Source organism: Pseudomonas sp. TH32 (assembly GCF_016650855.1).
Taxonomy (GTDB): domain Bacteria; phylum Pseudomonadota; class Gammaproteobacteria; order Pseudomonadales; family Pseudomonadaceae; genus Aquipseudomonas.
In genome coordinates this window covers 1156723-1180195 of the sequence record NZ_JAEKFA010000002.1, presented here as the reverse complement: position 1 = coordinate 1180195, position 23473 = coordinate 1156723, and the positions used below count along the sequence as shown (strand labels likewise).

25 protein-coding genes are annotated in these 23473 nt (G+C 62.9%); 15 read left to right on the top strand and 10 right to left on the bottom strand.

Going from position 1 to position 23473, the window contains the following annotated elements:
• Positions 1 to 129: 129 nt before the first annotated feature.
• The 7 genes from JFV30_RS09160 to JFV30_RS09130 all read right to left on the bottom strand — a co-directional run bounded on the left by JFV30_RS09160 (position 130) and on the right by JFV30_RS09130 (position 5992).
• Entirely contained in the window at positions 130 to 870 is a 741-nt protein-coding gene (locus JFV30_RS09160; protein ID WP_201123190.1) for an SDR family NAD(P)-dependent oxidoreductase, read from the bottom strand.
• Positions 871 to 1060: 190 nt separating this feature from the next.
• Complete coding sequence (locus JFV30_RS09155) at positions 1061 to 1552, bottom strand: aromatic-ring-hydroxylating dioxygenase subunit beta (RefSeq protein ID WP_010173600.1); 492 nt, start codon at positions 1550 to 1552, stop codon at positions 1061 to 1063.
• Positions 1549 to 2832, bottom strand: coding sequence for an aromatic ring-hydroxylating oxygenase subunit alpha (locus tag JFV30_RS09150; protein ID WP_201123189.1), 1284 nt, complete (start codon positions 2830 to 2832; stop codon positions 1549 to 1551). The genes JFV30_RS09155 and JFV30_RS09150 overlap by 4 nt, the downstream gene beginning before the upstream one ends.
• 24 nt (positions 2833 to 2856) lie before the next feature.
• Complete coding sequence (locus JFV30_RS09145) at positions 2857 to 3984, bottom strand: amidase (protein ID WP_201123187.1); 1128 nt, start codon at positions 3982 to 3984, stop codon at positions 2857 to 2859.
• A complete protein-coding gene (locus JFV30_RS09140) occupies positions 3981 to 4451 on the bottom strand; it encodes a nuclear transport factor 2 family protein (RefSeq protein WP_201123185.1) in 471 nt (156 codons plus the stop codon). The genes JFV30_RS09145 and JFV30_RS09140 overlap by 4 nt, the downstream gene beginning before the upstream one ends.
• A gap of 3 nt (positions 4452 to 4454) precedes the next feature.
• The gene (locus JFV30_RS09135; RefSeq protein WP_201123183.1) at positions 4455 to 4826 is read right to left on the bottom strand and encodes a hypothetical protein; all 372 of its coding nucleotides are present in this window, start codon (positions 4824 to 4826) and stop codon (positions 4455 to 4457) included.
• Between the two features lie 17 nt (positions 4827 to 4843).
• Complete coding sequence (locus JFV30_RS09130; RefSeq protein WP_201123182.1) at positions 4844 to 5992, bottom strand: acyl-CoA dehydrogenase family protein; 1149 nt, start codon at positions 5990 to 5992, stop codon at positions 4844 to 4846.
• A 211-nt stretch (positions 5993 to 6203) separates the two neighbouring features.
• Between JFV30_RS09130 and JFV30_RS09125 the strand changes: the two genes are divergently transcribed.
• The 6 genes from JFV30_RS09125 to JFV30_RS09100 all read left to right on the top strand — a co-directional run bounded on the left by JFV30_RS09125 (position 6204) and on the right by JFV30_RS09100 (position 11819).
• Positions 6204 to 7328 (top strand): sensor histidine kinase, encoded by a 1125-nt coding sequence (locus tag JFV30_RS09125; protein WP_201123180.1) that lies wholly within the window; start codon positions 6204 to 6206, stop codon positions 7326 to 7328.
• A gap of 978 nt (positions 7329 to 8306) precedes the next feature.
• On the top strand, positions 8307 to 9455 hold the full coding sequence (locus tag JFV30_RS09120; protein WP_201123178.1) for an amine dehydrogenase large subunit: 1149 nt from the start codon (positions 8307 to 8309) through the stop codon (positions 9453 to 9455).
• Between the two features lie 12 nt (positions 9456 to 9467).
• Positions 9468 to 10007 carry a MauE/DoxX family redox-associated membrane protein gene (locus JFV30_RS09115; protein ID WP_201123177.1) on the top strand — a complete coding sequence of 180 codons (540 nt, stop codon included), beginning with the start codon at positions 9468 to 9470 and terminating at the stop codon, positions 10005 to 10007.
• Between the two features lie 3 nt (positions 10008 to 10010).
• Positions 10011 to 10631 (top strand): methylamine dehydrogenase accessory protein MauD, encoded by a 621-nt coding sequence (gene mauD, locus JFV30_RS09110; protein ID WP_169387962.1) that lies wholly within the window; start codon positions 10011 to 10013, stop codon positions 10629 to 10631.
• A gap of 19 nt (positions 10632 to 10650) precedes the next feature.
• Positions 10651 to 11172: a methylamine dehydrogenase light chain gene (locus JFV30_RS09105; protein WP_003208877.1), complete on the top strand. Its 522-nt coding sequence runs from the start codon at positions 10651 to 10653 to the stop codon at positions 11170 to 11172.
• A 125-nt stretch (positions 11173 to 11297) separates the two neighbouring features.
• Positions 11298 to 11819, top strand: a complete 522-nt coding sequence (locus JFV30_RS09100; RefSeq protein WP_201123175.1) for a cytochrome C — start codon at positions 11298 to 11300, stop codon at positions 11817 to 11819.
• A gap of 94 nt (positions 11820 to 11913) precedes the next feature.
• On the opposite strand, the gene feaR is transcribed toward JFV30_RS09100, so the two are convergent.
• The 3 genes from feaR to paaY all read right to left on the bottom strand — a co-directional run bounded on the left by feaR (position 11914) and on the right by paaY (position 14480).
• Positions 11914 to 12828 (bottom strand): transcriptional regulator FeaR, encoded by a 915-nt coding sequence (gene feaR / locus JFV30_RS09095; protein ID WP_169387960.1) that lies wholly within the window; start codon positions 12826 to 12828, stop codon positions 11914 to 11916.
• Positions 12829 to 12904: 76 nt separating this feature from the next.
• Complete coding sequence (gene paaX, locus JFV30_RS09090; RefSeq protein ID WP_010173615.1) at positions 12905 to 13828, bottom strand: phenylacetic acid degradation operon negative regulatory protein PaaX; 924 nt, start codon at positions 13826 to 13828, stop codon at positions 12905 to 12907.
• Between the two features lie 61 nt (positions 13829 to 13889).
• Positions 13890 to 14480, bottom strand: a complete 591-nt coding sequence (gene paaY, locus JFV30_RS09085) for a phenylacetic acid degradation protein PaaY (protein WP_201123173.1) — start codon at positions 14478 to 14480, stop codon at positions 13890 to 13892.
• Between the two features lie 362 nt (positions 14481 to 14842).
• Between paaY and paaG the strand changes: the two genes are divergently transcribed.
• The 9 genes from paaG to paaE all read left to right on the top strand — a co-directional run bounded on the left by paaG (position 14843) and on the right by paaE (position 23430).
• Positions 14843 to 15634 (top strand): 2-(1,2-epoxy-1,2-dihydrophenyl)acetyl-CoA isomerase PaaG, encoded by a 792-nt coding sequence (paaG, locus tag JFV30_RS09080; protein WP_201123171.1) that lies wholly within the window; start codon positions 14843 to 14845, stop codon positions 15632 to 15634.
• A 13-nt stretch (positions 15635 to 15647) separates the two neighbouring features.
• Positions 15648 to 16097 (top strand): hydroxyphenylacetyl-CoA thioesterase PaaI, encoded by a 450-nt coding sequence (gene paaI, locus JFV30_RS09075; RefSeq protein ID WP_201123169.1) that lies wholly within the window; start codon positions 15648 to 15650, stop codon positions 16095 to 16097.
• Positions 16090 to 17301, top strand: coding sequence for a 3-oxoadipyl-CoA thiolase (gene pcaF / locus JFV30_RS09070; RefSeq protein ID WP_201123168.1), 1212 nt, complete (start codon positions 16090 to 16092; stop codon positions 17299 to 17301). Before paaI ends, pcaF begins: the two co-directional genes overlap by 8 nt.
• A gap of 101 nt (positions 17302 to 17402) precedes the next feature.
• Entirely contained in the window at positions 17403 to 18728 is a 1326-nt protein-coding gene (paaK, locus tag JFV30_RS09065; RefSeq protein WP_010173628.1) for a phenylacetate--CoA ligase PaaK, read from the top strand.
• Positions 18729 to 19731: 1003 nt separating this feature from the next.
• Positions 19732 to 20721, top strand: coding sequence for a 1,2-phenylacetyl-CoA epoxidase subunit PaaA (paaA, locus tag JFV30_RS09060; RefSeq protein ID WP_003208897.1), 990 nt, complete (start codon positions 19732 to 19734; stop codon positions 20719 to 20721).
• 27 nt (positions 20722 to 20748) lie between these two features.
• Positions 20749 to 21030, top strand: coding sequence for a 1,2-phenylacetyl-CoA epoxidase subunit PaaB (gene paaB, locus JFV30_RS09055; protein WP_003208899.1), 282 nt, complete (start codon positions 20749 to 20751; stop codon positions 21028 to 21030).
• Between the two features lie 8 nt (positions 21031 to 21038).
• Complete coding sequence (gene paaC / locus JFV30_RS09050; protein ID WP_201123166.1) at positions 21039 to 21800, top strand: 1,2-phenylacetyl-CoA epoxidase subunit PaaC; 762 nt, start codon at positions 21039 to 21041, stop codon at positions 21798 to 21800.
• Complete coding sequence (gene paaD / locus JFV30_RS09045; protein ID WP_201123164.1) at positions 21787 to 22320, top strand: 1,2-phenylacetyl-CoA epoxidase subunit PaaD; 534 nt, start codon at positions 21787 to 21789, stop codon at positions 22318 to 22320. Before paaC ends, paaD begins: the two co-directional genes overlap by 14 nt.
• Before the next feature lie 33 nt (positions 22321 to 22353).
• On the top strand, positions 22354 to 23430 hold the full coding sequence (gene paaE, locus JFV30_RS09040) for a 1,2-phenylacetyl-CoA epoxidase subunit PaaE (protein ID WP_201123163.1): 1077 nt from the start codon (positions 22354 to 22356) through the stop codon (positions 23428 to 23430).
• The last annotated feature ends 43 nt before the right edge of the window (positions 23431 to 23473 follow it).

Genomic DNA, 23473 nt, shown 5'->3' with positions numbered 1-23473 from the left:
ACAGTTGTTTCGGTTGAACGCTATTCCTGTGGCGAGGGAGCTTGCTCCCGTTGGCCTGCGCAGCAGGCCCACTCTCTTGGGGGCGCTTCGCACCCCAACGGGGGGCAAGCCCCCTCAACACAGGGGTGACTAGCGCATGAACAGGCCGCCGTTGATGTCCCAGCACGCACCCGTTACCGAAGCGGCATGGTCGGCAATCAACAGCAGCACGGTATCGGCGATGGTGTGCGGGTCGCCGAGGGTGCCCGTGGGGATGATCTTGAGGATCTGCTCCAGGCGCTCCGGGGCCACGGTTTCGTGCACCACTGGCAAGTCCAGCGGGCCTGGCGAGATGCTGTTGACCGTCACACCCCGGGGCGCCAGTTCACGGGCGAAGACCTTGGTAAGCGTGGCCACGCCGCCTTTGGCCGCCGCGTAATGCGCGCCGGTGGCGGTGCCGCCGTTCTGGCCGGCCAGGGAGGCGATGTTGACGATGCGCCCAAACCCCCGCTCGGCGAAGTGCGCGCCGAACACCTGGCAGGCCACGAACGTGCCCCGCAGGTTGATCGCCATCGACTCGTCGAACTCCTCGGGCGTGATGTCCATCAGCGCCGCGACTTTCGACACCCCGGCGTTGTTCACCAGGATATCGGTGCCGCCCCAACGCTCCGACAGCAGATCCCGGGCGCGGATAAAATCGGTTTTGCTGCGCACATCCAGCTCGATGGCGACGGCCGTTTCGCCGCTGGTGTCGAGTTCAGAAGCCAGCCGCTGCACGCCGTCCAGGCGCACATCTGCGAGGCCCACGCGGTAGCCGGCGGCGTGCAGGCGCCGGGCGATGCATTCGCCGAGGCCACGGGAGGCGCCAGTCACCAGTACAGTACGGTTCATCAGAATGTCCTCATCTCAACTGTGGGAGCGGGCTTGCTGTGGTGAGGGGGCTTGTCCCCCGTCGGGTTCACCACAGATTGATGGGGCTGCTTCGCAGCCCAGCGCGGGGCAAGCCCGCTCACCACAGTAAGCCCGCTCAACACAGCAAGCCCGCTCCCACATTGGTTTTGTGTCGTTGTTTGGATCTTGCTTACAACAGAAAGCCGAGTGCACTCAAGCTGTCGGTGGAGTTGATCAGCCGCACCACCTTGCGCTCCAGGGTCGCCGTGCCGGCGCTGAAGCGAATGCGGTAATTCAGGTCGGCCACGAACGGCGTGTGCACCCCGCGCTTGTAGGCATAGAGCAACTGCGCACAGTTGACCTCCACCACCTCTCCCGCCGCTTCCACCAGCGTGAATCGCGACACGCTGCGCACGGTTTTCGCCGCATCCACCGCCGACGGCGAATACCCCGCCGTCAGCCGTTCAATCCGCAAATCACGCAGGCGCGCGTCGTCGTAGGCGTAGTTGAGGCTGGCTTCAAAATCGTCGGTGTCCGGGTCGATCGGCACGACATAGCGCCCGCTCTCGCTCCACAACGCCGCCCATTGCACATAGTCCTTGTGGTCCAGCAGTTCGGCTTCACGCCAGATGAATTCGATGGCCTGGGCCAGCGGTGCAGTAAAACCAGTCAGCGTGTTCATTGGCTCATCATCCTTTTCCACATGTCATAGGCCCCGCGCATGCCGCCTTCATCGGTGGCGTGGGACACCTTGTCGCCGTTGTCGGCCAGCACTTCGCGGTTCAGGCCGCGGTTGACCAGGATCGGCGCGTCCACGCCGGCATACGAACCGCGTTGCACCCGGTCCCAGGCCTCGGCGTCATCGGGGCTGCCAAAGCCGAACGGGCCCTGGAAGTGTTCGTGGATGCGCAGGCGCTCACGGTTGGCAATCTGCGGGCCGCCGTCCATGCCGAGGGCGACGTGGCGGATTTCGGTCTCGGTGACCGACACCGGCCGCAGCACGCGGAAGAACGACATCGACATGGCGACGTTGGGAAACAGGTTCAGGTTGAACCCGGCGCCATGCAGTGAACGCACGATGCGCCGCACCTGGGCCGGCTCCATGGTTTTCGACAGTTCTTCGGTGACGTGGGCGAAGCGCTCCTGCAACTGCTCGGTACCGTCATCGTGGTCCAGGTCGACATGCTCGGGCACCATCACCATCACGCTGTGGCCATTGCCCAGGGAATGGGTGACGGCTTGCTCGTCGGTCATGAACGAAAGCATTTCCGAAGTTTCGGCATCCACCGACGACATGAACGACTTGTGCACGATGGGGAAGTGATAGCCGTCGGTGGTGTTTTCCAGCTGGATCTTCCAGTTGCCCTTGAAGCTGAATTTGTGTTCGCCCTGGGTCTTGATCGGGTAGCCGGCGCCCTGCTTCATGAACAGGTCCATCCAGTGTTTGGCGCCGCCGAGGAAGTCGGCCAATGGCTCGATGTCGTCGTTGTAGCTGGCAAATACCATCCCGGCGTAGCTGTCGACCCGCAGGCTGGTCAGGGGCAACTCGGATTTCTCCAGGATGCCTTCGTAGCCATCCGGGTACGGCAGCGCTCGCAGCTTGCCGTCCAAACCATAGGACCAGCTGTGATACGGGCAGGTGAAGCCGGTGGCGTTGCCCTTGTGCTTTTCGCAGACCGTGGCGCCACGGTGGCGGCAACGGTTCTCCAGCACGTTGATCGCGCCTTTCTTGTCGCGCACCACGATCACCGGGCGGCGGCCGATGGTGGCGGTCTTGAAGTCGCCGCTGTTGCGCACTTCGCTTTCATGGGCGACCCAGACCCAGGTGCGGTAGAAGATCTTTTCCAGTTCAGCTTCGAACAGCGCCGGGTCGTTGTACAGCGAGACATCGACGCGGTCGTGCCTGACCAGTTCGTCGAGGCTCTTGGATTTGGCAATCAGCCGGTATTCATGGGTACTCATGGAGCCCTCCTCAAGGCGTTGTTCTTATTGGTGAGCCGTGATGCTCTGCTGCAGTTGTGCGCCGAGGGCACACACCCATTCGTCCTGGCCCTTGCGGCCGACAATCTGCAGGCCCACCTTCAGCCCGCTGTCGACCAGGGTGACCGGCACCGTCAGCGCCGGGTGGCCGCTGAGGTTGAAGGGTCGCACCAGCGGCGTCATGCCGGCCACGGCCTGGCTGCCGTTGCGGGCTTCGGCCAGGGTCGGTGGCAGGTCTGGCAGGGTTGGCAACAGCAACACGGAAAACGTTTCGAGCGCGGCATCCACCTGGTGACTGAAACGGGTGCGTACGGCTTCGGCCTGGGCCAAATCAGCGGCGCTGGTGCGGCTGGCGGCGAGCAGGCGTTGTTCGACGTCGGCACCGATCAGGCCCTTGCCGGTGAGGTGACCGAAGGCCGCCCAGTTTTCGACATTGATCACCGTCAGGCCGGCGCCGAACGCCGCATCGAAATCGTCCAGGTGCAAGCGCTGTTGACGCCAGCCGGCAGCGTCGACGGCGGCCATCAGGCTCGCCTTCAGCCAGGGCTCACAGGCCACATCCAGAAAGCCCACATGAGCACTGCCAGTCGGTGCAGCCTGCGGCTCGAAGCCCGGGCAAATCACCTGCATCGCTTCAATCAGGTCCTGCATGTTCGCGGCAAACGGCCCGACACAGTCGAGGCTGGACATTGCCGGTTGGGCGCCCACCCGGCTGACTCGCCCGTAAGTCGGTTTCAACCCGGCAATCCCGCAGCACGCCGCCGGCACCCGCACCGAGCCGCCGGTGTCGGTGCCGATGGCGATATCCGCCAGGCCTGCCGCAACCGCCGCCGCCGAACCGCTGGACGAACCGCCCGGCACCCGGTCAGGCGCCTGGGGATTGATCGGCGTACCACTCCAGTCGTTGATACCGGTGACGCCAAATGCCAGTTCATGCAGGTTGGTCTTGCCGACGATCTGCCAGCCGGCGTCGAGCGCCAACTGCACCACATCCGCATGCCGGGTCGCGGGCGATGCGTCGGCAAAGGCGCGACTGCCGGAACGGGTCGGGTGCCCGGCGATGTCGATGGAGTCCTTGATGGCCACGCGTTTACCGCTGCCACCGAGTAAAAATTCGCTGACGAAGGTACTCATGGGTTTACCCCCAATACGGTATTGAACAGGCGCTGCGTGCGGAAATGCGCGATCAGCCAGGTGCCGTCCACACGACGAAAATCGATGTTCAGCCGCGTGCCGAACAACTCGCTGCGCTGGTCGGCGTAGGTGGAAATCTGCTGCATGATCCACTGCCCCTTAGCCGTGCTGCCGTCCACCTGGATCGACTCGCTGGTGAGGTAATGCAGGTTCAGCGCGAAGTGCTCGGACGGCGGCAGGTAGCTGCCGACAAACGCCGCCACCGCGTCACGCCCCCGGTGCTGGCCGAAGGTTTGCGCAGTTGCTGTGCCAATGCCTTCCCAGACCGCATCCACGGTGAACAACCCGGCCAACTCGCGGACGTTCGTCGCCGCCCGGGGCACGTCGCACAGGTCCATGTAGCGCGCCATCAAGCGCCGGACCTGGCTCTCCCCTTCAAGGGTCTCAAGACGCTGCAACAGGTCCATGGCTCACACCCTGGCCGCGTCGGGGATGGTCAGCGGCCGGCCGATACGCGCCTCGATCCTGGCGTAGCGCCACAGGCTGTATTCACCCACCGGCGTGGTGCGGAACAGGTTGCAGGCGTCAATCACCGACTGGTGGCAATCCACGTCGGCCATGATGTAGACGGTCCACGGCGAGGTGGTCGACGGGCCGACCATCAAGCGGTCGTCATCCATCGCCCCGAGCACGTTGATGCCCGGCATGGCGCCGAGGTCGCCCATCATCTGGCTGAAGCCTTTCCACACGCTCAGGCCTTCGCCGGTGGGCAGGTCGAAAAAGTTCTGGGTGATGCCGATGCAAAACACAACGCGCAGCGGTTCTTGAGTGGTTTGGGACATGGGTTGATCCTTGAAAGTCAGATGTAGCCAGGGAATGGCGGAACGCCGAGGAACACCGAGCCCGCGCCGTCGTACAGGCCTTCGCTGAGGAAGGCGTGCTGGGTGACCACCATGGCGTCGCGCAGGTAGCGTTGCAGCGGGTGGCACAGGTAAATCGCGGTGGTGCCCGCCAGGCTGTAGGCGCTCTGCACCACGGCGGCGCCGGCCTGGGACACATGTATGGCGGTCAGGCGCAGCAGGCTGGTTTGCTCGGGCGTGACCGGGTTGCCGGCGAGGATCGAGTTCCACACTTGTTCGGTGGCGCCGTAGAAGAAGCCACGGGCGGCGCTCAGCCGGGCTTCGGCCTTGGCGATTTCGATGCGCACGTAGGCGCGGTCCGCCAGCTTCGGCGCGCCGGTGATGCCGCTGCCGCTGGCCATGGCGCTGATTTCATCGAGGGCGGCCCGGGCCAGGCCCAGGTTGACCACCGCCAGCACCTGGGCGGCGTAGGCGATCGACGGGTAACGGAACAGCGGCTCATCGACGGTGGCGGCGCCACCACGGATGAACGTCCAGCGCTCGTCGACGTATTGGTCGGTGACGCGCAGGTCATGGCTGCCGGTGCCCTTGAGGCCGACCACGTCCCAGTTTTCGATGATTTCCACCTGGCCTGGCTTGAACACGGCGGTGCGTGGCTTGCCGCCCGCAGCACCGATGCCTACGCCTAGCAGATCGGCGCCTTTGCAGCCGCTGGCAAACTTCCAGGTGCCGTTGACCTGCCAGCCGCCGTCGACGGTTTCTGCCGGCTGCAACGGGAACAATCCACCGGCAAACACCAGGTCGGGGCTGTCGGCATACAGCTCGGCGAGGGTCTCCTTGGGCAAGGCTGCCAGGTACACCCCGGCGCTGCCGAAACTGGCGACCCAGCCGGCCGAACCGTCGGCTTCGGCAATACGCTCGATCATCTGCAAAAAAGTCGCCGGGGCCAGGGCATCGCCGCCGAAACAACGCGGCGTGGCGGCCCGGTAGATGCCCACCTGCTTGAAGCGTTCGATCATGTCCCGTGGCACATGGGAGCCGGCATCGAACTCATCGCGGCGCTGGCGCACCTCGTCCAGCACCTGCTGGAACAGCGCGGGCTGCACGTCGGGTAAAGCGTCTGGTTGCACGAGGGCCGAACGCAGCATGGGCTTTCTCCGTTGTCGTTGTTATGGACGCCGTGGCCGGCGTTGATGGGCCCAGTGTAAAAAGCCCATCCACCGTCAACTATTGGGGCGTGCAGCCCCCCGGCTAAAGAAATCCCCTAGTGCGCCCCCGATAACTTCTGAGCGTGCCCGCGCAGGCAAACCGGTATAACTTGCCACTGTAGTCGTCCCCTCCACCGCCAAGGGCTACGCGATGTATCAACCCAATCACCATGATTTCCACACCCTGATCGAAGCCATGCCGATCTGCACCATCCTTCATGATGCGCAGAGCAAGGACATCCTCTGGGCCAACACCGCCGCGCTGTCGGCACTGGGTTTTACCCTGGAAGAACTGATCCCGCTGAAAGCCCCGGACATGACCCGCGATGCGCCGAAGTACAAGCGGTCCATCGGCCTGCGCTGGCTGGAACGCGCGGCCCGCAGCGGCCAGCGCACCATCGAATGGTGTTACCGCTCCAAGGCCGGTGTGGAGATTCTTTCGGAAGCTGTTGCGACGCTGGTGCACCTGGACGGGCGCGATGTGCTGATGGTGCAGTTCCGCGATATTTCCCGGGAGGACAAGGTCAAGCGCGACCTGATCCGCGCTGAGGAAGCCCGGCGTGTCAGCGAGCAGCAGCTTGAATATCTGGCGCGCTATAACGCCATGGGCGAGATGGCCGTGGCGATTGCCCATGAGCTGAGCCAGCCGCTGGCGGCCACTCGCAATTTTATCGAAGGGGTGTTGATTCGCCTGGGTGATACCCACAGTGCCGACCAGGGGGTGAACTGGGGGCTGCAAAGTGCCGTGCGGCAGGTGGAGCACGCTTCATTGATCATCAAGAGTGTGCGTGATTATGTGGTCAAGCTGGAGCAGAGTGCCGAGTTGGTGGACTTGAATGAGTTGCTGCACGAGACCCGGTACTTCATCAGCCTGCGGGCCGAGCCCGGCCAGGTGCGGCTGGAGATCATCCCGAGCGCGGAGCCGCTGATGGTGCAGTGCGAGAGAGTGCTGATTGGACAGGTGATTCTGAACCTGGCGTTCAATGCCATCGAAGAGATGAGTGAGCTGCCCCTTGAGCGTCGGGTGCTGCGGTTGCATGCCTGTCGGGATGGAGGCGTGGCGCGGTTGAGTGTCGAGGATTGTGGGCGTGGGATTCAGGCGGTGGCGCGGGAGAAAATCTTTGACGGGTTCTTTTCGTCGAAGGTGGGTGGTAACGGGATTGGGTTGGCGTTGTGCAAGAATATTATTGGTCGGCATCATGGGGATATCTGGGCGCAGAATCTTGAGCCGTGTGGGGCGGTTTTCAGTTTTTCACTGCCGTTGGTGGGGGCGTGAGATTGGGGGCATATCCGTTATTTGGGTAACGGCGGCTTAGGGTTTCGCTCTTACAGCGAGTCACTTTGCAAAAGCGGCAAAGTAACCAAAGCGCTCTGCCCCGCCTGTCGGCACCTCGCTAAGGCTCGGTGTTCCCTCACTCCGGCATTGTTCCGCGGGCCGCCGCGACGGGGCGTCCCTGCCCCGTCGCGGCTAAACCGGCGTCCTGCCGGTTTACCCGCTCCTCAATCCCTGCGTTCGGCCTCGGGCTTATTGGGGCAGTCAGAGCCAGATCAAGATCAAAAGCAAGAGCACAGCGGCCTACAGGCCGGCTTGAGTGGTAGAAGCCAGATCAAAAGCGAAAACCAAATCTGAAACTAATGCAGCTCTGCTTTTCTGTGGGAGCTGGCTTGCCTGCGATGCAGACAACTCGGTTTTTCAGATGCACCGAGGTGATGCCATCGCAGGCAAGCCAGCTCCCACATTTGACCGTGCCCGCTTTAGATTTTGATTTTGCTTTTGCCTTTGCTTCACACCACTCAAGCCGGCCTGTAGGCCGCTGTGCTCTTGATCTGCTTTTGATCTTGATCTTGGGCGCCCCGTTAAACCACGCTGGCCGAACGCAGGCTTTGGAGCGTGGGTAACCCGGCAGGACGCCGGGTTAGCCGCGCTGGGCCAAGGATGGCCCATCGCGGCGGCCCACGGTCCAAAGCCGGAGTGAGGGAACACCGAGCCTAGGCGAGGTGCCGAGTGGTGGGGCAAGAGCCTTTTGGTTACTTTTGGGCTCCTTTCAAAAGTGAGCCGCTGTAAGAGCGGAACCCATCGAAGCCATCACCCAAATAACGGATATACACCCCACCCCAAACCATTGGCACAGACACACAACCACTTGGCAGCCACAACAATTCTTGCAATCCCCCCACAAGGCAGAATCCGCTTGCAAGAATCTGCCAAAGCACCCGCGATTAGCAAAACACAATAATTCAGGGAGTGCCCCTAATGCGAAGCAACAGGATCAACGTACAGTCAGCGCTGGGTCTGGGCCTGCTTGTACTCGGCTTGAACAGCGCCCAGGCGGATTTACCGCCAGACACCATCGGCCAGACCACCCTGGCCTTCCCGCCGGAAGCCCACCGCGCCTTCGTGGTAGACGTCGAGTTCGAAAGCTTCGTGGTCGGCCGTGTCACCGTCGTCGACCCCGACAAAAAGCGCGTCCTCGGCATGGTGCCCACCGGCTTCGCCGCCCCCTCGGCCCTGAGCCACGACCAGAAGACCCTGTACAGCGCCGATATCTACTATTCCCGCGGCACCCGTGGCGATCGCACCGACGTGCTGACCGCCTGGGACAGCTCCAGCCTGTCGCCGTCGTGGGAAGTGCTGATCCCGAACAAACGCGCCGAATCCCTGACCCAGCGCTACGGCCTGAAAACCAGCGGCGATGACCGTTTCGTCTACGTCTACAACTTCACCCCGTCGACGTCGGTCACCGTGGTCGACACCCAGTCCCGCGCCGTCACCGCCGAAATCGCGATCCCGGGCTGCGTGCTCAATTACCCGGTCGGCACTCGCCGCTTCGCCTCATTGTGCGGCGACGGCAGCCTGCAAGTGGTCACCCTCAACGACCAGGGCCAGGAAACCTCACGCAACCGCACGCACTTCTTCGACCCCAATGCCGAGAAGCTCAACGAACGCGCGGTGAATGTGGGTGACACCTACTACTTCACCACCACCACCGGCACCATCCGCCCTGTCGATTTCTCCGGCGACACCCCGAAAATCCTGCCATCGTGGTCACTCACCACCGACGCGGAAAAGAAAACCGGCTGGGCACCCGGCGGCTGGCAGTTGATGGCCGTGGCGCCAAAACTCAACCGCCTGTACGTACTGATGCACGACAACCACGAACCGATGAAGTGGGAAGACCCCAGCACTATCATCTGGGCCTACGACCTCAAGACCATGAAGAAGATAGCCACCCTGGAAGCCCCGACGCCGGTCTGGAGCATGCAGGCCACCGGCGACGACAAGCCCCTGTTGCTGGGCGCCGACGTCGAAGGCGGCTTGCAGATCTTCGACCTGAAGACCAACAAACTCACCGGTAGCATGGCCAAGGTTGCGAAGACCGCAACCCAGATCATGAGCTACTAAAGAGGTTCGGCCATGCATATCGACCCGATCTTCATCATTGCCAGCGCCCTCGCCATTGCGGTGTTGCTGGCCAGTGCCGCGACCCACAAGTTGCGCGCACCGGCACGCTTTGCCCGGCAACTGGCGGACTACCAACTACTGCCCGAGGCGGTGATCCGTCCCGGCGCCCGGGTGATTCCGGCACTGGAGCTGGTGATTGCCTTTGCGTTGCTGGTGCCGGCGACCCGTTCCTGGGCAGCCCTCAGTGCCGCCGGCCTGATTGCGCTGTACGCCGCGGCGATTGGCATCAACCTGTGGCGCGGTCGCCGGGACATCGACTGCGGTTGCGCCGGGCCCGACCAGGCGCAGCCGTTGCGACCGATCCTGCTGCTGCGCAACGGCGCACTGGTGGCCGTGGCCCTGCTGGCCAGCGTGTTGCCGATTGCCCGTGACCTGGGTTTTTTCGACGGCTTCGTCACTGTTGCCGCCAGCGCTGTCGCGCTGCTGATTTACGCCGCAGCCGATGGCCTGCTGGCGAACTCCCCTCTTCTGCTCAAACTGATTGGTAGGTGATCAATGGAAGGCCTGATTGTTTCCAACGTACTGCTGTGGGTCCTGCTGCTGGCACTGGCGTTTGCCGTAATGGGCCTGGTGCGCCAGATTGGTGTGCTGCACGGGCGCATCGCCCCGGCCGGCGCGCTGATGGTGGACAAGGGCGTGGCGGTGAATGAGCCGGCGCCGCAAGTCACTGCTTCCGACCGTAAGGGTCGCCCGGTGAACTTCGGCTATGCCGGTGAGAAGAACCAGTTGCTGTTCTTCCTCTCGCCGACCTGCCCGATCTGCAAATCCCTGTTGCCGGCGATCAAATCCATCGCCAAGGAGCAGGCTGACCGCCTTGATGTGGTGTTTATCAGTGACGGCGACATGGAAGCCCAGCAAGCGCTGATCACCGAGCACAAGCTGGACGACGTCACCTACGTGGTCGGCCCGGAAGTCGGCATGACCTACCAGATCGGCAAGCTGCCGTATGCCGCGCTGATCGACAAGAGCGGCACCTTGCGCGCCAAGGGCCTGGTCAATTCCCGCGAGCACCTGGACAGCCTGTTCGAAGTCGAACACCTGAAAAGCGCCACGCTGCAGGAATACCTCAACAGCCAGCCGCAGCCCCACGACCACAGCCACGGCCATAGCCACTGATTAAGGCAGGGAGACTCTCATGAAATTGCTGGATCTGTTATTCGAGCGCTCGACCCGTCGCCTGGCCGACACCACGTCACGGCGCAAACTGTTGGCCCGCATGGGTTCGCTGATGGTCGCAGGCGCCGCCTTGCCCCTGCTGCTGCCCCTGGACCGCACCAGCAAGGCGCTGGCCGCCGATAACCCGAAAGCCGGTGACCCGGGCGACCCGAACAGCTGCGACTACTGGCGCTACTGCTCCATCGACGGCTTCCTGTGCAGTTGCTGCGGCGGTTCGGTGACGTCCTGCCCACCCGGCACCGAGGCGTCCCAGGTGACCTGGATCGGCACCTGCCGCAACCCGGCGGATGGCAAGGACTACATCATTTCCTATAACGACTGCTGCGGTAAGCAAAGCTGCGCCCAGTGCGCGTGCACGCGTAACGACAGTGAAGAGCCGGCGTACCGACCGTTCAACAACAACGATGTGAACTGGTGCCTGGCGGCCAAATCCCACATCTACCACTGCACGGTCTCGATCATTCGCGGCGTCGCGGTTTAACTCACCCCTGTGGCGAGGGAGCTTGCTCCCGCTGGAGTGCGAAGCGCTCCCAAAGATCTTGGGGCCGCTGCGCAGCCCAACGGGAGCAAGCTCCCTCGCCACAGGTCAGTGCAAAGAGGCTTGTCATGCGTACGTTGTTTTTGCTGAGCTTGATGTGTGTCTTCGCCGCCCCGCTCGCCCAGGCTCGGGCGATTCCCAATCCGAACCAGAAGCACGCACCAGGTAATGAATCGCCGCAAACGCCCATCGCCCAGGCCGGGTACAGCGTGGCGACCAACTATCAGCTGCAATGTGCCGGCTGCCATCTGGGCAGCGGCATGGGCTCGGCGGCGAACGACACGCCGAGGATGACCGGGTTTGTCGGCAACTTTCTGAAGGTGCCGGGAGGCCGGGAATTTTTGGTCAGGGTGCCGGGGATGTCACAGTCGGCGCTGAACGATGGGCAACTGGCGGATTTGCTGAACTGGTTGATGCGCCCGGACGGGATGGCGGGCAAGAGCACGCCGGTGGATTACAAGCCCTATAGCGCCGAGGAAGTCACTGAGTTGCGGCACAAAGCGATGCTCAATCTGCCGGGCACAAGGGCGGGGTTGATCAAGGAGATGCGGGCGCAAGGGATTGCGATCGAAGACGGAATGCCCAACTGAACCCTGTGGGAGCTGGCTTGCCTGCGATAGCGGTGGGTCAGCCAGGAATGGGTAGCTGACACTCCGCTATCGCAGGCAAGCCAGCTCCTACCGTTCAGGTGTGTTGCTTGCGATACTCACCCGGCGCAATGCCGAACCGCGACTTGAACGCCGTCGAAAAGTAGCTGGAATCCGAAAACCCCCACGAGTACCCCAGCACCGAAAGCTTCTCCTCCACCCTGGACTGGCGCAGCGACTCGGCACACAAATCCAGCCGCCGGTTCTTGATGTACCGCGCCACCACCAAACCCTTGCGCGCAAAGATCCGGTACAGCCCGCGCACCGACATCCCCACCTCCCGCGCCAGCCATTCAGGGCACAGCTCTTCGGAGCGAATGTGCTGGTCAATGCACTCCAGGGTCTTGCGAAACACCCGTTCATGGGCGTCGCTACCTTCGCCCGCCTGGCTGATGGCCGGGCGCAACAAATTGATGATCGCCTCCAGCGTCGCTTCACTTTCCTGCAAGGTCAGGTTGTCCTGGCGGGTCGCTTCCAGAATCAGCTGCCGGGAGAGCATCGCCATCGGCGATGTCGCCTCGATGCGGTGCCCGCATTTGACCGGGTTGAAGCGCAAGGTCTGCTCCACCAGGTACGACGGCAGGATCAGCGACAACTGCCGCGAGTTCTCGCTGTAGGTGAAATCACTGGGGTGCGCGGCATCGATCAGGGTGATGTCGCCCGCACGCAACAGCGCCTTGCTGTCGCCCTGGGCCATGCCGGCCGTACCGTCGAGCTGGAACACCGCAAAGTACTTGCCGCCCTCGCCCGCTGCGATTTGCGTGGGGGTACGAAACAGCCGCGCCTGGCAGGCGTCGACAAAGCTGAGCTTCAGCGCGCCGCTCTGGTATTCGCGGATCTGCCCGGAAAAACCATCCCCCAGGATTTGCGCATCAAACGCGCCGCAGATCTGATTGATCTGATGGATCCATTGGTCGAACCCATCACAGCGCTGTGCAATTGAAGACATCATGTTCAGGCCTCACGCAGGCTTATTTTTATTCTCTACGCCACATCACTCCACCCGTTCTCCTGAACAGCGTCGCTCCTTATTTCAGGCCTCCGAACCGCCGGTAAAAACTCTCGCCAACGTCCGGCAACGGGCCGTCGGCAGTTTCCAGCGCGCTGTTCAGCCATTCCTCGGCCTTGGCGTAGATCAACCGGTAAATATTGCGGCACAACTGGCGGGCGGCGCGGCCTTCCCAATCGCCGGGGAGCAATTCATCGGGCAATTGCGGGTCGCGCAGCAGCAGTTTGCGGTATTCATGAATAAGCAGGACCCGTGCCAGGAAACAGTCGGCAGGCGCAAGCTGCTCCTGCTCGCGAAGCGCTTGCCAGAGCGGTCGGAACAGTTGGATGAACTCGCTGTAATGGGCCGCCAGCTCCTCGATGTTCCAGCTCTCGCGCACCTGCACCCGCAGGGCCTTGGACGCCAGTACATCCTGCGCCGTGGTCTCGAAGACGATGGTGTCTTCCTGGGCACCGAGGTCGAGCAACGTGGCGTTGACGTCGGCGCGGTCGCTGCGCGGGCAGGCCAGCACGGTCGGGGCAATCGCACCAAAACCTTGCCACTCCAGCTCTTCACGCACCTGTTTGCGCTTGTCCTGGGTCAGCTGTGTGAGCATCACCAGGCACCACGAACCATCCCACGCCGGCACGCTGGAGCTGTAGACCCGCTTGAAGGCCTTGTCGAAACGTCGACGCCCGGCACCGGTCAGGCTGTAGTAGCTGCGGCGCCCGACTTTCTCGGCGGTCAGCCAGCCTTCCTTGGTCAGGCGGAAGATCGAGGTGCGGATCAGCCGTTCATTGATGCCGATGGGTTCGAGCAACTGGATCAGGCTGCCCAGCCACACCGTCCCGCCGTGGGGCTCGATGGCGTCCCCGTACAAGGTGATGATCAGGGAGCTGGCGCGAATCGGCGTCTGCTCCTGGAAGCGGGTGATCAGTTGGTTCAGGGGTGTCAGTGACGACATGGGCGTACCGAGGCAAAAAGAGAAAATATACCGTTTTTAGCGGCGTCGGGATGCAGGCGATTCATGTGCCCTTGGGTCGCAGGCCGCTGTCGCTGATCCGTGGCCGGTCGGCTTCCGGTGCGCTCAGGGGGTCGCACTCGTGCATCTGCTCCAGGCAACGCTGGGCCAGGCGCTGGTATTCGCGGGTGCCGGTTTGCTTCCAGTGCACCTCTTCGTCGCTGAGGCTGCGCTTGACGCTGGCCGGTGTGCCCATCACCAACGACTGCTCGGGGCATTCGAAACCGGCTTTGACAAAGGCCGCCGCCGAGACGAACGAGCGAGCGCCAATGCGCGCGTTGTCCATCACCACCGCATTCATGCCCACCAATGCATCGGTGCCGATCCGGCAACCGTGCAGCACTGCGCCGTGGCCGATATGGCCGTTGCGCTCGACGACGGTGTCACTGTCCGGGAAGCCGTGCATCACGCAGGTGTCCTGCAGGTTGGCACCCTCTTCAAGGACGATGCGCCCGAAGTCGCCACGCAAACTCGCCAGCGGCCCCACATAGCAATGGGGGCCGATGATCACGTCGCCGATCAGTACGGCCGAGGGGTGAACGTAGGCCGTGGGGTCGACCACCGGAGTCAGGCCGTCGAGGCTGTAGCAGGTCATGAAGAATTCCTTATAGGGCGTATTCGCAAAGCGATGCCGATCTTGGCTTATTTTGTATCACATCATTTTTACAAGCACAAAGCCGAAAAAGCGTATCGCTTGAGATGACCGCCGAGGCGACCGTGCGCGACGCGTTTAAAAATCAGGTTTAAGCCAATGAAATATGGGATTTATCAGCTGCTCACAGACCGATATCGCGGGATATCAATTTTTACCAATCGCAAAACAAGACACACCAAATCAATTTTATCATTGCATTTATGTATCACGTTAAAGCTATACTCCGGCAAAACCGGCCGACCAGGCCGATCCAATAATGAGCCGGCTGACCGCCGAGCGTGCACCGTGAGGGCCTCACGACCATGAACTTCGAACACATCCTGTTTTCCATCGAGGCCGGCGTCGCCCTGCTCAGCCTCAATCGCCCCGACCAGCTCAACAGCTTCAACGCACAGATGCACGGCGAGGTTCAGCAAGCGCTGCAGCAGGTCCGGGAGAATCCCGACGTGCGGGTATTGCTGCTGACTGGCGAAGGGCGCGGCTTTTGCGCCGGGCAAGACCTCAGCGACCGCAACGTGGCGCCCGGCAGTGCGGTGCCGGACCTGGGGGAGTCCATCGAGAAGTTCTACAACCCGCTGATCCGCCAACTGCGCGACCTGCCCCTGCCGGTGATCTGCGCGGTGAACGGCGTGGCGGCCGGGGCCGGCGCCAATATCCCCCTGGCCTGCGGCCTGGTGCTGGCCGCGCGCTCGGCGAATTTCATTCAAGCGTTCTGCAAGATCGGCCTGATCCCCGACTCCGGCGGCACCTGGACCCTGCCGCGCCTGGTGGGCATGGCCCGGGCCAAGGCGCTGGCCTTGCTGGGCAACCGCCTGAGCGCCGAACAAGCCGAGCAATGGGGCCTGATTTACCGCTGCGTGGACGACGCCGAATTGCGCAACGAAGCCCTGACCCTCGCCCGCCACCTGGCCACCCAACCGACCTACGGCCTGGCGCTGATCAAGCGCAGCCTGAATGCCAGCCTGAGCAACAGCTTTGACGAACAGCTGGAGCTGGAGCGCGACCTGCAACGCCTGGCCGGGCGCAGCGAGGATTACCGCGAAGGCGTCGCCGCCTTCATGGAAAAACGCAGCCCGAGCTTCAAGGGCCGCTAAGGGAGCGCACGGCATGACCAACCATGAAGCCATGAACCTGGCGAACCAATGTGCCCAGGCGATGTTCAGCCGCGACGCCGCGAGCCAGGGCATGGGCATGCGCCTGCTCTCGGTGGCGCCGGGCTGCGCGCGACTGGGCATGAGCGTGCGCGCCGACATGATCCAGGGCCACGGCACCTGCCACGGCGGCTATCTGTTTGCGCTGGCGGACTCGGCCTTTGCCCTGGCCTGCAACAGCTACAACGACGCCACCGTGGCGCTGGGCTGCAGCATCGACTACATCGCTCCGGCGCACCTGGGCGACACCTTGAGTGCCGACTGTCGCGAGCAAAGCCGCTCGGGGCGCACCGGCAACTACGACGTCCGTATCGAAAACCAACCGGGCCAGCTGATTGCGCTGTTCCATGGCAAATCCTACAAAGTGCGCGGCACGGTGCTGGCGCAGGAGAATCCGAATGAATGACGCCTTGATCATCGACGCGGTACGCACCCCGATCGGCCGCTACGCCGGCGCCTTGAGCAGCGTGCGCGCCGACGACCTCGGTGCGGTGCCGCTGCGTGAACTGCTGCGCCGCCACCCGCAAGTGGACTGGAGCCGCGTCGACGATGTGATCTACGGCTGCGCCAACCAGGCCGGTGAGGACAACCGCAACGTGGCCCGCATGTCGGCACTGCTGGCCGGGTTGCCGGTGAGCGTGCCGGGCACCACCCTCAACCGTTTGTGCGGCTCGGGGCTGGACGCCATCGGCAGCGCGGCCCGGGCGATTCGCTGTGGCGAGGCAGGATTGATGCTGGTGGGCGGCGTCGAATCGATGTCCCGTGCGCCGCTGGTAATGGGCAAGGCCGAGCAGGCGTTTGCCCGCGACGCGCAACTGTACGACACCACCATCGGCTGGCGCTTCGTCAACCCGCTGATGAAAAAAGCCTACGGGATCGACTCGATGCCGGAGACCGCCGAAAACGTCGCCGAGCAGTTCAATATCTCCCGCGCCGACCAGGATGCATTTGCCCTGCGCAGCCAGCAACGTGCAGCGGCGGCCCAGGCCAGCGGGCGCCTGGCCAGGGAAATCGTCGCGGTGGAAATCCCCCAGCGCAAAGGCCCGGCCAGGGTGGTGGAACACGACGAACACCCGCGCGGCGACACCACCCTTGAGCAACTGCAGAAACTTGGCACGCCGTTCCGTGAAGGCGGCAGCATCACCGCCGGCAACGCGTCCGGGGTCAACGACGGCGCCTGCGCCCTGCTGCTGGCCAGCGCCGAAGTTGCCAAGCGTCACGGCCTGGTCGCCCGCGGCCGGGTGGTGGCAATGGCCACTGCCGGCGTGGAGCCACGGATCATGGGCATCGGCCCGGTGCCGGCGACCCGCAAGGTGCTGGAGCTGGCCAACCTGAGCCTGGCGGACATGGACGTGATCGAACTCAACGAAGCCTTCGCCGCCCAGGGTTTGGCGGTGCTGCGGGAGCTGGGCCTGGGGGACAACGACCCACGGGTCAACCCCAACGGCGGCGCCATCGCCCTCGGCCATCCGCTGGGGATGAGCGGCGCACGGCTGGTGACCACTGCCCTGCATGAACTGGAAGAACGTGGCGGCCGCTACGCCTTGTGCACCATGTGCATCGGCGTGGGCCAGGGCATCGCACTGATCATCGAGCGGTTGTCCGACTAAAGATTCGCGATTCCCGGGGAACCTAGCGGTATCCTTGGGGCATGCACTCAAAGCCCACGGTGTGCGGTGGGCTGATACACAAAAATAATTCGAGTGAACTCATGAACATGCCTATTCCAAACGCCGTGCTTAACCCTGTGCTGGACCCGCTGGAAACCGCCAGCGTCGACCAACTGCGCGCCCATCAACTGGAGCGCCTGCGCTGGAGCCTGCGCCACGCCTACCAGAATGTGCCGTTGTACCGTCAGCGTTTCGACGCGCTGGGGGTGCACCCCGACGACATCAAGTCACTGGACGACCTGGCCAGATTCCCGTTCACCACCAAGAGCGACCTGCGGGACAGCTACCCCTACGGCATGTTTGCCGTGCCGATGAACGAGGTGGTGCGCCTGCACGCCTCCAGCGGCACCACCGGCAAGCCGACGGTGGTGGGTTACACCCAGAACGACATCGACACCTGGGCCAATGTGGTGGCCCGCTCGATCCGCGCCGCCGGTGGCCGACGAGGTGACAAGGTACATATCTCCTATGGCTACGGGCTGTTCACCGGCGGCCTCGGCGCCCACTACGGCGCGGAACGCCTGGGTTGCACGGTGATTCCGATGTCCGGCGGGCAGACTGAAAAACAGGTGCAACTGATCAAGGATTTCCAGCCGGACATCATCATGGTCACACCCTCCTACATGCTCAACATCGCCGATGAAATCGAGCGCCAGGGGATTGATCCCCACAAGCTGGCATTGCGGTTGGGGATCTTCGGTGCCGAGCCGTGGACTGCCGAGCTGCGCAGCGCTATTGAGGCGCGGCTGGGGATTACGGCGCTGGATATCTACGGGCTCTCGGAAATCATGGGGCCGGGGGTGGCGATGGAGTGTGCGGAGACCAAGGATGGGCCGACGATCTGGGAGGACCATTTCTACCCCGAAATCATTGACCCGGTGACCGGTGAGGTGTTGCCGGATGGGCAGATGGGTGAGCTGGTGTTTACGTCCTTGAGCAAGGAGGCGTTGCCGATGATTCGCTATCGCACCCGGGACCTGACGCGGTTGCTGCCGGGGACTGCGCGGCCGATGCGGCGTATCGACAAGATCACCGGGCGCAGTGACGACATGCTGATCATTCGCGGGGTTAACGTGTTTCCCACGCAGATTGAGGAGCAGGTGCTTAAAGTAAAACAGCTTTCCGAGTGTTATGAGATTCATCTGTATCGTAATGGGAACCTGGACAGCGTGGATGTGCATGTGGAGCTCAAGGCTGAGCATCAGCATCTCAATGATGAGCAGCAGCGAGCGGTGTCCAGTGAGTTGAGCAAGCACATCAAGACGTATATCGGGATCAGCTCGCGTATCGTTTTGCAGCCACTGCATTCGATCAAGCGGTCTGAGGGCAAGGCTTGCCACGTGATGGACAGACGCCCTAAAGCATGACTGCTGCACCTTTTCAGCCCCGCCTTTGTGGGGCTTTTTTTTGCTCGTTTGGGTGGTGTACATATCCGTTATCCGGGCAACGGCCGCCTATGGTTCCGCTCTTACAGCGGCTCACTTTTGAACAGCCGGAATGCCGGCCCAGTCAAAAGTAAGCAAAACGCTCTTGCCCCACCACTCGGCACCTCGCCTAGGCTCGGTGTGCCCTCACTCCGGTACTACTCCGCGGGCCGCCGCGACGGGGCGTCCCTGCCCCGTCGCGGCTAAACCGGCGTCCTGCCGGTTTACCCGCTCCGTACTACCTGCGTTCGGCCAGCGTGGTTTAACGGGGCGCCTAAGATCAAGATCAAAAGCAGATCAACAGCACAGCGGCCTACAGGCCGGCTTGAGTGGTGTGAAGCAAAGGCAACATCAAGATCAAAATCTACAGCGGGCACGGTCAAATGTGGGAGCTGGCTTGCCTGCGATGGCCTCACCTCGGTGTACCTGAGAGACCGAGTTGTCTGCATCGCAGGCAAGCCAGCTCCTACAGAAAAGCAGCTCTGCTTTCGCTTTGGCTTTTGATCTGGCTTCTACCACTCAAGCCGGCCTGTAGGCCGCTGTGCTGTAGATTTTGATCTTGATCTGGCTCTGACTGCCCCAATAAGCCCGAGGCCGAACGCAGGGATTGAGGAGCGGGTAAACCGGCAGGACGCCGGTTTAGCCGCGACGGGGCAGGGACGCCCCGTCGCGGCGGCCCGCGGAGCAATGCCGGAGTGAGGGAACACCGAGCCTAGGCGAGGTGCCGACAGGCGGGGCAGAGCCCTTTGCTTACTTTGGGGCTTTTCCAAAGTGAGTCGCTGTAAGAGCGAAACCATAGGAAGCCGTTACCGAAGAAACGGATATACCCCCACCCAAAGCGATACAAAACCCAATACCGACACTAAATTTTGTGTTTGATATTAATTTCCGTATCGCTTATAAAGTCTTCCATGCCTACGACAAAACACAAGGCGGGAGACCCCCCATGTACGCACAGCTTGTAGAAACCGGAGTAAAGCGCATCAAGGACCTCTCGGAGATGTCCGACCAGGAGCGCGCCTTCCAGGAAAAGATCGACGCCGAAATCAAGATCGAAGCCAAGAACTGGATGCCCGACGCCTACCGTCAAACCCTGATCCGCCAGATCTCCCAGCACGCCCACTCGGAAATCGTCGGCATGCTGCCCGAAGGCAACTGGGTCACCCGCGCCCCTACCCTCAAACGCAAACTGCAACTGATGGCCAAGATCCAGGACGAAGCCGGCCACGGCCTGTACCTGTACAGCGCCATGGAAACCCTGGGCGCCGACCGCGACGAAGAAATCGCCAAGCTCCACAGCGGCAAGGCCAAGTACTCCAGCATCTTCAACTACCCAACCCTGAACTGGGCCGACATGGGCGCAGTGGGCTGGCTGGTAGACGGCGCCGCGATCGTCAACCAGGTGGTGCTGCAGCGCACCTCCTACGGCCCCTACTCCCGGGCCATGGTGCGCATCTGCAAGGAAGAAAGTTTTCACCAGCGCCAGGGCTATGAGCTGCTGCTGACCATGATGCGCCAGGGCACACAGGCGCAAAAAGACATGGTCCAGGACGCGATCAACCGCCTGTGGTGGCCGTCGCTGATGATGTTCGGCCCCAGCGACGAACACTCCCCCAACAGCGCCCAGTCCATGGCCTGGAAGATCAAGCGCCAGAGCAACGACGAGCTGCGCCAGCGCTTTATCGACCAGACCATCCCGCAGTTGGAGTTGCTGGGCTGCACCTGCCCCGACCCGGACCTGAAGTGGAACGCCGAGCGCGGCCATTACGATTTCGGCGAGATTCAGTGGAGCGAGTTCTACGAGGTGCTCAAGGGCAATGGCCCGTGCAACCAGGAACGCGTCGCCACCCGCCGCAAAGCCATTGAAGACGGTGCCTGGGTGCGCGAAGCCGCCGTCGCCCACGCCCGCAAAAAACAGAACAAGAACGCCGCCTGATCGGCCACCTGATGTGGAGTCACCGTTATGTCTGAATGGACCCTGTTTGAAGTTTTCGTGCGCAGCAAGCACGGCCTGAATCACAAGCATGTGGGCAGCGTGCATGCCGCCGACACCACCATGGCTATCGAAAACGCCCGGGAGTTGTACACCCGGCGCAGTGAAGGCGTGAGCCTGTGGGTGGTGCCTTCGGCGCTGATCACCGCTTCGTCGCCGGACGAGAAAGACCCGCTGTTCGACCCCGCCGACGACAAGGTCTACCGCCACGCCAGCTTCTATGAGTTGCCGGCTGAAGTCGGACACATGTGAGGTCGACCATGAACACTGAAACCGATCTGATCAAATACCTGCTGCGCCTCGGCGACAGCGCCCTGATCCAGGGCCAGCGCCTGTGCCAGTGGTGCGGCCACGCGCCGGCGCTGGAAGAAGAGTTGGCGCTGATGAACGTCGGCCTCGACCTGGTGGGCCAGGCGCGCAATTGGCTGGAGTACGCCGCCGAGTTGCTGGACGACGGGCGCGACGCCGATCACCTGGCCTTCCGCCGGGACGAGCGCGCCTATCGCAACCTGCTGCTGGTGGAACAACCCAACGGCGACTACGCGGTGACCATCCTCAAGCAATTCCTGTATGACGCCTGGCACTTGCCGGTGTTGAGCGGCCTGGCCCAATCCAGTGACGAACGTATCGCCGGCATCGCCGCCAAGGCTGTCAAGGAAGTCACCTATCACCTGCGCCGCTCCGGCGAATGGGTGGAGCGCCTGGGAGACGGCACCGACGAAAGCCACACGCGCATGCTCGCGGCGATCCCCGAGCTGTGGCGCTTCACCGTGGAACTGACCAGCGCCGACGACAGTGAACAGCGCCTGAGCGCCGCCGGCATCACGCCGGACTCCGCCCAGGTCGGCGCAGCGTGGCAGGCCAAAGTCAGCGAGGTCTTCACCAGCGCCACCCTGCCCCTGCCGCCTGCCGCGAGCTACTTCTACCTGGACGCCCGCCGTGGCTTGCACAGCGAGCACCTGGGGATTTTGCTGGCGGAAATGCAATTCCTGCCCCGAGCGTACCCCGATGCAACCTGGTGAGCTGATCGCCAGCGACCAGGGCGCACGGCCGGCGCAACCCACCGACCTGGCCGCCGCGTGGGCCACCCTCGCCCAGGTCATGGACCCGGAAGTGCCGGTGGTGAGCGTGGTCGACCTGGGGATAGTGCGCGACCTGGACTGGCAGGCCGGCCATCTGCACGTGGTGGTCACGCCGACCTACTCCGGCTGCCCGGCCACTGAGGTGATCGAGGGCGATATCCGCGATGCCCTGGAGCAAGCGGGTTTTCGTGCGCCGCAACTGGAACGCAAGTTGACCCCGGCCTGGACCACCGACTGGATCACCCACAGTGGCCGCGAACGCTTGCGGGCCTATGGCATCGCACCGCCCCAAGGCAGTAGCAGCAAGCGCAGCCTGCTCGGCGAAAGCCCGGTGATTGCCTGCCCGCAATGCGGCAGCTCTCACACCGAAGTGCTCAGCGAATTCGGCTCCACCGCCTGCAAGGCGCTGCACCGCTGCCGCGACTGCCTCGAACCGTTCGACTATTTCAAGTGCATCTGAGGGGCCAGTGGCCCGCTTGGTTGGAGAACAACAATGAGCAAATTTCACAGCCTGACCATCAAGGATGTGCGCAACGAGACCCGTGACGCGGTGTCCATCGCCTTCGAGATTCCGCAGCACCTGCAAGACAGTTTCCACTTCACCCAGGGCCAGCACCTGGTGATGCGCACCCGACTGGATGGCGAGGAAGTGCGCCGCTCCTATTCGATCTGCACCGGCGTCAATGACGGTGAACTGCGCATCGCCATCAAGCGCGTGGCCGGTGGGCGGTTTTCGGCGTTTGCCAATGAGCAGCTCAAGGCCGGGCAAAGCCTGGAAGTGATGCCGCCCGCCGGGCATTTCCATGTGGAGCTTGATCCCGCGCGCCATGGCAATTACTTGGCGGTGGCGGCCGGGAGCGGCATCACGCCGATCCTGTCGATCATCAAGACCACCCTGCAAACCGAGCCCCATAGCCGCGTGACGCTGCTGTACGGCAACCGTTCCAGCTCGGGAGCGCTGTTTCGCGAACAGCTCGAAGACCTGAAGAACCGCTACTTGCAGCGCCTGAACCTGATCTTCGTGTTCAGCCGCGAGCAGCAGGACGTGGACCTCTACAACGGCCGCATCAACGCCGACAAATGCGAGCAACTGTTCTCCCGCTGGCTCGACGTAAAAGCCCTCGACGCGGCTTTTATCTGCGGCCCCCAGGAAATGACCGAAACCGTGCGCGACAGCCTCAAGGCCAAGGGCATGGCGCCCGAGCGCATTCACTTCGAACTGTTCGCCGCCGCCGGCAGCCAGCACAAACGCGAGGCGCGTGAAGCGGCGCGGCAAGTGGATGCGGCGGTCAGCCAGATCACCGTGATCAGCGATGGCCGCGCCCTGGCCTTCGACCTGCCGCGCAACAGCCAGAGCATTCTTGACGCGGGCAACGCCCAGGGCGCCGAGCTGCCGTATTCGTGCAAGGCCGGCGTGTGCTCCACCTGCAAATGCAAGGTGATCGAAGGCGAAGTGGAGATGGACAGCAACCACGCCCTGGAAGACTACGAAGTAGCCGCCGGCTATGTGCTGTCGTGCCAGGCGTTCCCGGTCAGCGACAAGGTGGTACTGGATTTCGATCAGCTGTAACGCGTGCCGCAACACCACAACCACAACAATAAAAAGGAGCACA

Excerpts from the sequence above, each read along its gene's own strand:
- JFV30_RS09160 (WP_201123190.1), bottom strand. The coding sequence starts at position 870 with ATGAACCGTACTGTACTGGTGACTGGCGCCTCCCGTGGCCTCGGCGAA.
- JFV30_RS09155 (WP_010173600.1), bottom strand. The coding sequence starts at position 1,552 with ATGAACACGCTGACTGGTTTTACTGCACCGCTGGCCCAGGCCATCGAA.
- JFV30_RS09150 (WP_201123189.1), bottom strand. The coding sequence starts at position 2,832 with ATGAGTACCCATGAATACCGGCTGATTGCCAAATCCAAGAGCCTCGAC.
- JFV30_RS09145 (WP_201123187.1), bottom strand. The coding sequence starts at position 3,984 with ATGAGTACCTTCGTCAGCGAATTTTTACTCGGTGGCAGCGGTAAACGC.
- JFV30_RS09140 (WP_201123185.1), bottom strand. The coding sequence starts at position 4,451 with ATGGACCTGTTGCAGCGTCTTGAGACCCTTGAAGGGGAGAGCCAGGTC.
- JFV30_RS09135 (WP_201123183.1), bottom strand. The coding sequence starts at position 4,826 with ATGTCCCAAACCACTCAAGAACCGCTGCGCGTTGTGTTTTGCATCGGC.
- JFV30_RS09130 (WP_201123182.1), bottom strand. The coding sequence starts at position 5,992 with ATGCTGCGTTCGGCCCTCGTGCAACCAGACGCTTTACCCGACGTGCAG.
- JFV30_RS09125 (WP_201123180.1), top strand. The coding sequence starts at position 6,204 with ATGTATCAACCCAATCACCATGATTTCCACACCCTGATCGAAGCCATG.
- JFV30_RS09120 (WP_201123178.1), top strand. The coding sequence starts at position 8,307 with ATGCGAAGCAACAGGATCAACGTACAGTCAGCGCTGGGTCTGGGCCTG.
- JFV30_RS09115 (WP_201123177.1), top strand. The coding sequence starts at position 9,468 with ATGCATATCGACCCGATCTTCATCATTGCCAGCGCCCTCGCCATTGCG.
- mauD (WP_169387962.1), top strand. The coding sequence starts at position 10,011 with ATGGAAGGCCTGATTGTTTCCAACGTACTGCTGTGGGTCCTGCTGCTG.
- JFV30_RS09105 (WP_003208877.1), top strand. The coding sequence starts at position 10,651 with ATGAAATTGCTGGATCTGTTATTCGAGCGCTCGACCCGTCGCCTGGCC.
- JFV30_RS09100 (WP_201123175.1), top strand. The coding sequence starts at position 11,298 with ATGCGTACGTTGTTTTTGCTGAGCTTGATGTGTGTCTTCGCCGCCCCG.
- feaR (WP_169387960.1), bottom strand. The coding sequence starts at position 12,828 with ATGATGTCTTCAATTGCACAGCGCTGTGATGGGTTCGACCAATGGATC.
- paaX (WP_010173615.1), bottom strand. The coding sequence starts at position 13,828 with ATGTCGTCACTGACACCCCTGAACCAACTGATCACCCGCTTCCAGGAG.
- paaY (WP_201123173.1), bottom strand. The coding sequence starts at position 14,480 with ATGACCTGCTACAGCCTCGACGGCCTGACTCCGGTGGTCGACCCCACG.
- paaG (WP_201123171.1), top strand. The coding sequence starts at position 14,843 with ATGAACTTCGAACACATCCTGTTTTCCATCGAGGCCGGCGTCGCCCTG.
- paaI (WP_201123169.1), top strand. The coding sequence starts at position 15,648 with ATGACCAACCATGAAGCCATGAACCTGGCGAACCAATGTGCCCAGGCG.
- pcaF (WP_201123168.1), top strand. The coding sequence starts at position 16,090 with ATGAATGACGCCTTGATCATCGACGCGGTACGCACCCCGATCGGCCGC.
- paaK (WP_010173628.1), top strand. The coding sequence starts at position 17,403 with ATGAACATGCCTATTCCAAACGCCGTGCTTAACCCTGTGCTGGACCCG.
- paaA (WP_003208897.1), top strand. The coding sequence starts at position 19,732 with ATGTACGCACAGCTTGTAGAAACCGGAGTAAAGCGCATCAAGGACCTC.
- paaB (WP_003208899.1), top strand. The coding sequence starts at position 20,749 with ATGTCTGAATGGACCCTGTTTGAAGTTTTCGTGCGCAGCAAGCACGGC.
- paaC (WP_201123166.1), top strand. The coding sequence starts at position 21,039 with ATGAACACTGAAACCGATCTGATCAAATACCTGCTGCGCCTCGGCGAC.
- paaD (WP_201123164.1), top strand. The coding sequence starts at position 21,787 with ATGCAACCTGGTGAGCTGATCGCCAGCGACCAGGGCGCACGGCCGGCG.
- paaE (WP_201123163.1), top strand. The coding sequence starts at position 22,354 with ATGAGCAAATTTCACAGCCTGACCATCAAGGATGTGCGCAACGAGACC.